Source organism: Massilia sp. DD77, from assembly GCF_036961685.1.
In the GTDB taxonomy this organism is placed as follows: Bacteria; Pseudomonadota; Gammaproteobacteria; order Burkholderiales; family Burkholderiaceae_D; genus Telluria.
This window is the reverse complement of the sequence record NZ_JBAMDH010000076.1, coordinates 1-7,443: the sequence shown is the minus strand read 5'-3', so window position 1 is coordinate 7,443 and position 7,443 is coordinate 1. Positions and strand designations below refer to the sequence as shown.

The window sequence follows — 7,443 nt, the reverse complement described above, 5'->3', positions numbered from 1 at the left end:
CGCAGCCCAGCCGGGCGCCACCTACAAGCTCATGATCAAGCCCTGGGGCACGATCCTGGTCAATGGCGTCAACCGAGGCGTGAGCCCCCCGCTCAAGCGCCTCACCTTGCCAGCGGGCCAGCACACGATCCGTATCATCAATCCGAGCTTCCCCGAACATGCGGTGACGGTGAACTCGGTCAAGGGCGAGACCGCCATCATCGAGCTCGATTTCACCCAGGGAGGCAGCGATTGAAGCGCGCAATGAAGTATGACCATCCGGGGCGCCTGGCCCTTGCGGGGCTGATGGCCCTGACCCTGTCGGCTTGCGCCCAGCTCGAACAATTGCTCGACAAGCCAGAGCCGCGGCGCCAGCCGGTGCGGGTGGAGGACAAGTCGCGCCCGCGCGCGGAGCGGGCCGAGCGGACGGAGAAGGTGGAACGCCCGGTACGCGTGGACCGGCAAGCCCCGGACCGCGACGACATCGCCCTGCGCGAAGGCATCCACCTGTACAACGAGGGCGAATACAACGCGGCCATCAAGCGCCTGAACTCCGGCGACATGAACGGCGCGTCCCAGCGCAACCGGCTGGCTGCGCTCAAGTACACCGCCTTCAGCTATTGCGTCACCGGCCGCCAGGCCCAGTGCCGCCAGAGCTTCGAGCGCGCCCTCAAGCTCGATCCCGGCTTCGACCTCGGCCCCGGCGAACACGGCCACCCGCTGTGGGGGCCGGTATTCGCCAAAGCCAAACAGACCTCGGGGCGCTGAGACCGCTCAGACCTTGATACTGGCCGGATAGGTGGGCGCGCGGCGCCGGCGGCTGGCCTGCTCGTAGGCATAGGCCATGCCGATCAGCGCCGCTTCGCTCCAGGCCGTGCCCACGAAGGACAGGCCGACCGGCAGGCCGCGCGTATAGCCGGCCGGGACCGTGATGTGCGGATAGCCCGCCACCGCGGCCGGCGACGAGAAGCTGCCGCCGTAATGGTCGCCGTTGATGTAGTCGGTCAGCCAGGCCGGGCCGCCGGTGGGCGCGACCAGCGCGTCCAGCCTGTACTCGCGCAGCACCTGGTCGATGCCCTCCTCGCGCGAGAACCGCAGGTTGTTTGCCAGCGCTTCCTTGTATTCCTTCGCCTCCAGCCCCGGCTTGGCCTGGGCCGCGATCAGGTGCTCCTGGCCGAAGTAAGGCATTTCCCTGCCCGCCTGCTTGTCGTTGAACGCGATGATGTCGGCCATGGTCTTGACCGGCGCATGGGGCGCGTAGGCCGCCAGATAGGCTTCCAGGTCTGGACGGAACTCATGGAGCAGCACCGCCAGCTCGCTCTCGTTGTACTTGTCGGTATTGGGCAGCTTGACGTCGACCAGCACCGCGCCCTGGGCCTTGAGCAGCGCCAGCTCCTTCTCGATCAGCGCGTCGACCGCGTCGTGCGCGCCGAAGAAATTACGCGCCACGCCGATGCGCCTGCCCTGCAGCCCGTCCTTGCGCAGCGCCGCCGCATAGCCGGGCTTGCGCGCGGCGCTGCCGTGGGTGGCCGCGTCCAGCGGGTCCTCGCCGGCCAGGGCTTCCAGCAGCAGGGCCGCGTCGGCCACGCTGCGCGTCATCGGGCCGGCCGTGTCCTGCGAATGGGCGATGGGGATGATGCCGCTGCGGCTGACGAGACCGAGCGTCGGCTTGATGCCGACGATGCCGCAGCTCGAGGACGGCGACACGATCGAGCCGTCGGTTTCGGTGCCGACCGCCAGCGTGGCGAGGCTGGCCGCGATCGCCGCGCCCGAACCCGAGCTCGAGCCGCTGGTGTTGCGGTCGAGCGCATACGGATTCCTGGTTTGGCCGCCGCGTCCGCTCCAGCCGCTGGTCGAGCGCGTCGAACGCATATTGGCCCACTCCGACAGGTTGGTCTTGCCCAGGATGACGGCGCCGGCCGCGCGCAGCTGGGCCGCCACGTGCGCGTCCTTGCTGGCACGCACGCCGTCCAGGGCCAGCGAGCCGGCGCTGGTGCACATGCGGTCGCCGGTGGCGATATTGTCCTTCAGCAGGACCGGGATGCCGTGCAGCGGACCGCGCAGCTTGCCGGCCGCCCTTTCACGGTCGAGCTCGGCCGCGATCCTGAGGGCGTCGGGATTCGTTTCGATGACAGCATTGATGCGCGGACCGGCGCGGTCGATGGCATTGATGCGCGCCAGGTAACGCGACACCAGCGCATGCGCACTCAGCTTACCGGCGGCCATCGCCTCCTGCTGCTCCTTCACCCCGGCGTCGAGGATGCCGCCGGCCTCTGGCACGGCCGCCGCGGCCGTGTTCGTCGCACCGGCCACGGCGCCGGCCACCACTCCCAGTCGTACGAAATCCCTGCGGTCCATGCGGTCTCCTGTTGTTTTATTTAAAGCAATAGGATAGCAGCGCGGGATTGGCACGCGCCGTCATTACAGCGCAAAAAGTTGGCGCATCGTCGGGTCGGCGGCTATGCCGCCGGCGCGTTCAAGCGCCGTGGCGATTCTCGTCCACGGGAAGCCCGCGAAACCAATGGGCAAAAAAAACGCTGCCCGCAGGCAGCGTTTTTATTGAAAAGCCAGTGCTTAGTTACGCACGACCTTCTTGTACTCGTTGGTACGGGTGTCGATCTCGATGACGTCGTCCTGGCTCACGAACAGCGGCACCATCACGATGTGCTGGCGGCCTTCGATGGCGTTTTCGATCTTGGCTTCCTTCAGGACGTTACCCGAGGTGTTGCCCTTGACGGCCGGCTCCGAGTACACGATCTGGCGCGCGATGGTGGTCGGCAGTTCGACCGAAATCGCCTTGCCGTCGTAGAACACCGCTTCGCATTCCATACCGTCTTTCAGGTAGTTGATGGCGTCGCCCATGTTCTCTTCTTCGATCTCGTACTGGTTGTACTCTTCGTCCATGAAGACGAACAGCGGATCGGCGAAGTACGAGTAGGTGACCGGCTTCTTGTCCAGGACAACGACGTCGAACTTGTCATCGCCGCGGAACACGTTTTCCAGCGGCGCGTTGGTCAGCAGGTTCTTCATCTTCCACTTGTAGGTGAAACCGGTGCGGCTCGAACCGTTGACGTCGGAGCGCAGGACGATGAACGGCTTTTCATCAACCATGATGATGTTACCAACGCGAATTTCTTTAGCGAATTTCATAGTATATATACGTAAAAAGTAGTTGCATTAAATCATCGGTGGCTGGTAAGCAAGTGCCGTGAAGCCTACGTTTGATCCTCGGGGATTCACTGAGAATCCGTTACAGACTAACCGCGCATTATATCTGATTTTCCTGGGCGCGCCCCAGCTCGCGCGCGAAATCGAGCAGCTTCGTCGCCAAATCGCCATGCGCCAGCACTTCCCGGCGCCAAGTCGCGGCGCGTTCGGCAATGGCCGGCAATTCATCGCGCAATGCGGCCCATGCCTGCGGCCAGCCGTCCGGCGCGACGGCGCCGTTCCAGCCCAGTGAAAACGCCTGCAGGGCCGGCAGTCCGGTTGCATAACGGGACAGGAAGGCGCGCAGTTTCTTGTGGTGCAGCTCTTCGTCCTGGGGATAGATGTGCCAGATGAACGGACGCCCGGCCCATTGGGCGCGCACCCAGGAATCCTCGCCGCGCACGAAGTTCAGGTCGCAGGCCCAGAGCAGCAGGTCGTAGTCGGGCTGGGCGACGAAGGGCAGCACCCGCACGCTCAGCGCGCCGCGCGTGGCGGCCGCGCCCGCGACCGGCTCGGCGTCGAGGAATTCGCCCACCGCCTGCGCCGCCACCCCCTCGGGCACCAGGCAGGCCACCGCCTCCTCGCCCTGCGCCCATATCTGGAACAGCTCGGCCACCGGCGCGTGCGGATAGCAGAACAGCGAGACCTTGCGCGCTCCGAGCTCCCGTTCCGACAGCTGGAAGCGCGCGAGGAACGCGCGCTGCGCGGCCTGGTCGCCCTGGAAGGCGATGCGGCGGGCCTCCAGGTCCTGTTCGCACAGCAGGCCGCCGGTCTGCGCGGTAAAGCCCGGGAAGAAGAAATGCTTGGTCAGCTTCAGGCGCGGGTGCATCGACGGCAGGCGGTGGCAGCCCTCGACCCAGTCCTCCGCCGTCAGGCCCTCGTAGTTCAGCCACACCGGGCGCGGCGTGCGGCGCGCCATCGCCTCGATATAGCCGGGCGGAATGTCGCAGCCGAAGAACTCGATCACGATGCCGGCCACGTCTTCCGGCGCGTAGACGCCGTCCTGCCCGGTCCAGTGGCGCACCGTGACGCCGCGCACGTGCTGCAGCGCGGCCGCCGTGTCGACCTCGGGGCAGATGCGGCGGAAGCTCGCCAGGTCGTCCACCCATAAGGTCACCGCCACACCGTGCTCATGGCGCAACTGGCGCGCGAGGCGCCAGCAGATGCCGATGTCGCCGTAATTGTCGACAACCTTGCAAAAGATTGCGAGGGTGGAAGCGGTGGACGAGTGTGGGAGCATGGCGGACATCGAGAAAAGCCGGTCGGCAAGGGCCGCCATTCTAACCGACTTCGGCATGACCGCTTTTTGCCGGCGGCCGGAAAAAGAAAAACCGGAGCAGCCAGGTGGCTTGCTCCGGTTTTTTCTGTCTGGCGTCCCCACGGGGATTCGAACCCCGGTACTCACCGTGAAAGGGTGATGTCCTAGGCCTCTAGACGATGGGGACCTAAAACGATGCTGCTACAAAAACTGTCGCCACAATGAGAAAACCGGAGCACCTCTCCGCGCATGCGCGTTGGTCTACTCCGGTTTAAGCTGGCGTCCCCACGGGGATTCGAACCCCGGTACTCACCGTGAAAGGGTGATGTCCTAGGCCTCTAGACGATGGGGACCTAAAACTGCTCTGCTACCGAACTACTCGCGTCGTCCGCAGCTTCCCTGGAAGGAAGCGCGCGCCGCGCTGATCAACTTTTACCAAATTCTTGGCGTCCCCACGGGGATTCGAACCCCGGTACTCACCGTGAAAGGGTGATGTCCTAGGCCTCTAGACGATGGGGACCCTGGACTGCCAGATACAACCTACTGCGCATCATTTTGCAACGTGGTGGAGGTAAGCGGGATCGAACCGCTGACCTCTTGCATGCCATGCAAGCGCTCTCCCAGCTGAGCTATACCCCCTACGGCAAAACAATATTCTAACATACTGCAACTACGTTTTACTACCCTCGGCAGCTGCGACATGGCTGGGTTGTCGCTGCTTTGCCTCGGTCACTCCTGCCAGTTACCTGGCGTCCCCACGGGGATTCGAACCCCGGTACTCACCGTGAAAGGGTGATGTCCTAGGCCTCTAGACGATGGGGACCTGGAAACAACCGTACTGCACTTCAGAGTTGGTGGAGGTAAGCGGGATCGAACCGCTGACCTCTTGCATGCCATGCAAGCGCTCTCCCAGCTGAGCTATACCCCCTCACTGCTGAAGTGCGAGCATTATAGCGGACGCCCTTGCATTACGCAAATATCCATTTTCACTTCACAGATATTTATTTACGCGGGCTACCACCACGCCGCGGCCGAACAACTCCAGCACCGCGTCGATGGCCGGGGTTTGCAGCTGGCCGGTCACGAGCAGGCGCAGCGGCATGGCGATCTGCGGCATCTTGAGGCCGTGCGCCGCCAGCACTTCCTTCAGCATGGCCGCCAGGGCCGCCTTGTTCCACTCCACCGTGGCGCAGCGCTCGGCGAACTGGGCCAGCGCTGGGCGTACCGCATCGGTCAGGTGCTGCGCCAGCAGCGCCGCATCCGGCTTCGGCTCGCGGTAGAACAGCATGGCGGCGTCGGCCAGTTCGTCGATGGTATTGGTGCGCTCCTTCATCAGGGCCAGCACGGCAGGCACCGGCGGCGCGCCTTCGAACACCGCACCGTCGCGCTCCAGCTTCGGCATCGCCAGCCGGGCCAGGCGCTCGTTGTCCGCCCCCTTGATATAGTGGTTGTTCAGCCACGCCAGTTTTTCCGGATTGAACTGCGCCGCCGAGGCGGTCAGGTGCTCCAGGTTGAACCACTCGGTAAACTGCTGCATCGAGAAGATCTCGTCGTCGCCGTGGCTCCAGCCCAGGCGCGCCAGGTAGTTCAGCATGGCTTCCGGCAGGTAGCCCTGCTCCGGGTACTCCATCACGCTCACGGCACCGTGGCGCTTGGACAGCTTCTGGCCGTCGGCGCCCAGGATCATCGGCAGGTGGCCGTACTGCGGCAGCTCGGCGCCCAGCGCGCGCAGGATGTTGATCTGGCGCGGGGTGTTGTTGACGTGGTCGTCGCCGCGCAGCACATGGGTGATCTTCATGTCCCAGTCGTCGACCGCGACACAGAAGTTATAGGTCGGCGTGCCGTCCGGACGCGCGATCACCAGGTCGTCGAGCTCCTTGTTGGCGATGGTGATCGGTCCCTTGACCACGTCGGTCCAGGTCACTTCGCCGTCCAGCGGATTCTTGAAGCGCACCACCGGCTTGACGCCTTCCGGCACGGGCGGCAGCACCTTGCCCGCCTCCGGGCGCCAGGTGCCGTCGTAGCGCGGCTTCTCCCCTAGCGCGCGCATGCGCTCGCGCATCGCCTCGACTTCTTCCGGCGAGCAATAGCACAGGTAGGCGGTGCCGGCGGCCAGCATGCCCTGCACCACTTCGCGGTAGCGGTCCATGCGCTGCATCTGGTAGAACGGGCCCTCGTCGTGCTCCAGGCCCAGCCACCGCATGCCGTCCAGGATCGCCTGCACGGCTTCCGGCGTCGAGCGTTCGAGGTCGGTGTCCTCGATGCGCAGGATGAACGTGCCGCCGAAGTGGCGGGCGTAGGCCCAGGAATACAGCGCGGTACGCGCGCCGCCGAGGTGAAGGTAGCCGGTCGGGCTTGGAGCAAAACGGGTGCGGACGGTCATGGCGAAAAAAGCGAAAGGGTAAAGTCGCTATTTTACCCCGTCGCCACCCGCCCCGGCATCCGCCTGCCGCCCCGCCGCACCGTGCTCCGCGCCGCGCCGCGGGTCGCGCCTGGCTTCTATGTGGCCGGCCAGCTGCGCGACCGTCGGGAACTCATAGAGCAGCTCCGCATTGACCGCCAGGCCGGTGCGCTGTTCCAGTTCCAGCGCCGCCGGCATCGCGGCCAGCGAATCCAGGCCCGCTTCCGCGAACCAGGCATCGTGCCGATCCGGTCCGCGCCCGCATCGCGCAAGCCGTTCAGCACGCACTCGCGCACCAGCTCGCGCGTGGCCACGGCGGCGTCCCCAGCGCTCCGTGCCACCGCCATCGCCTTTCTCGCCCGAACCGAGCAGCGCCGCCAGCGCCGGCGCCGCCTCGCGCGTGCCGAGCACCAGCGCCGGGTCGGCGTCCTTCAGCAAGGCTACGAAGTGCGGGCCGCCGTGCCTGCGCGGCAGCGGGGCCGGCACCGCCACCTGGCCGGCGCGCAGGCAGGCGAAGAAGGCCGCCACGAGGGCCAGGCCGGGAGACTCCTCCCGGCCATCCTCGCGCACGAACGTAAAGGCGATCCTGGCCGGAGTC

General features: G+C 65.7%; 7 protein-coding genes and 6 tRNA genes. 2 read left to right on the top strand and 11 right to left on the bottom strand.

Features of this window, described 5'->3' with window-relative positions:
• Positions 1–235, top strand: a 235-nt coding sequence (locus tag V7778_RS24795; protein WP_335560267.1) for a PEGA domain-containing protein, incomplete at its 5' end; no start/stop codon positions are given.
• A gap of 8 nt (positions 236–243) precedes the next feature.
• On the top strand, positions 244–747 hold the full coding sequence (locus tag V7778_RS24790; protein WP_335560265.1) for a TssQ family T6SS-associated lipoprotein: 504 nt from the start codon (positions 244–246) through the stop codon (positions 745–747).
• Positions 748–753: 6 nt separating this feature from the next.
• Here the strand turns inward: V7778_RS24790 and V7778_RS24785 are convergent, their stop codons facing one another.
• The 11 genes from V7778_RS24785 to V7778_RS24735 form a co-directional block, all read right to left on the bottom strand.
• On the bottom strand, positions 754–2,337 hold the full coding sequence (locus tag V7778_RS24785) for an amidase (protein ID WP_335560264.1): 1,584 nt from the start codon (positions 2,335–2,337) through the stop codon (positions 754–756).
• Positions 2,338–2,553: 216 nt separating this feature from the next.
• Positions 2,554–3,129 carry an elongation factor P gene (locus V7778_RS24780; protein WP_335560262.1) on the bottom strand — a complete coding sequence of 192 codons (576 nt, stop codon included), beginning with the start codon at positions 3,127–3,129 and terminating at the stop codon, positions 2,554–2,556.
• Between the two features lie 118 nt (positions 3,130–3,247).
• A complete protein-coding gene (gene earP / locus V7778_RS24775) occupies positions 3,248–4,426 on the bottom strand; it encodes an elongation factor P maturation arginine rhamnosyltransferase EarP (protein WP_335560260.1) in 1,179 nt (392 codons plus the stop codon).
• 129 nt (positions 4,427–4,555) lie between these two features.
• Positions 4,556–4,631 (bottom strand) — tRNA-Glu (locus V7778_RS24770).
• Positions 4,632–4,721: 90 nt separating this feature from the next.
• A tRNA-Glu gene (locus V7778_RS24765) sits at positions 4,722–4,797 on the bottom strand.
• Between the two features lie 91 nt (positions 4,798–4,888).
• Positions 4,889–4,964: transfer RNA gene (locus V7778_RS24760), tRNA-Glu, on the bottom strand.
• A gap of 43 nt (positions 4,965–5,007) precedes the next feature.
• A tRNA-Ala gene (locus tag V7778_RS24755) sits at positions 5,008–5,083 on the bottom strand.
• A 108-nt stretch (positions 5,084–5,191) separates the two neighbouring features.
• A tRNA-Glu gene (locus V7778_RS24750) sits at positions 5,192–5,267 on the bottom strand.
• A gap of 29 nt (positions 5,268–5,296) precedes the next feature.
• Positions 5,297–5,372, bottom strand: a tRNA-Ala gene (locus tag V7778_RS24745).
• 63 nt (positions 5,373–5,435) lie between these two features.
• The gene (gene gltX, locus V7778_RS24740; RefSeq protein ID WP_335560258.1) at positions 5,436–6,827 is read right to left on the bottom strand and encodes a glutamate--tRNA ligase; all 1,392 of its coding nucleotides are present in this window, start codon (positions 6,825–6,827) and stop codon (positions 5,436–5,438) included.
• 27 nt (positions 6,828–6,854) lie between these two features.
• Positions 6,855–7,443 (bottom strand): acyl carrier protein (locus V7778_RS24735; protein ID WP_335560257.1); only part of this gene is annotated, 589 nt, incomplete at its 5' end.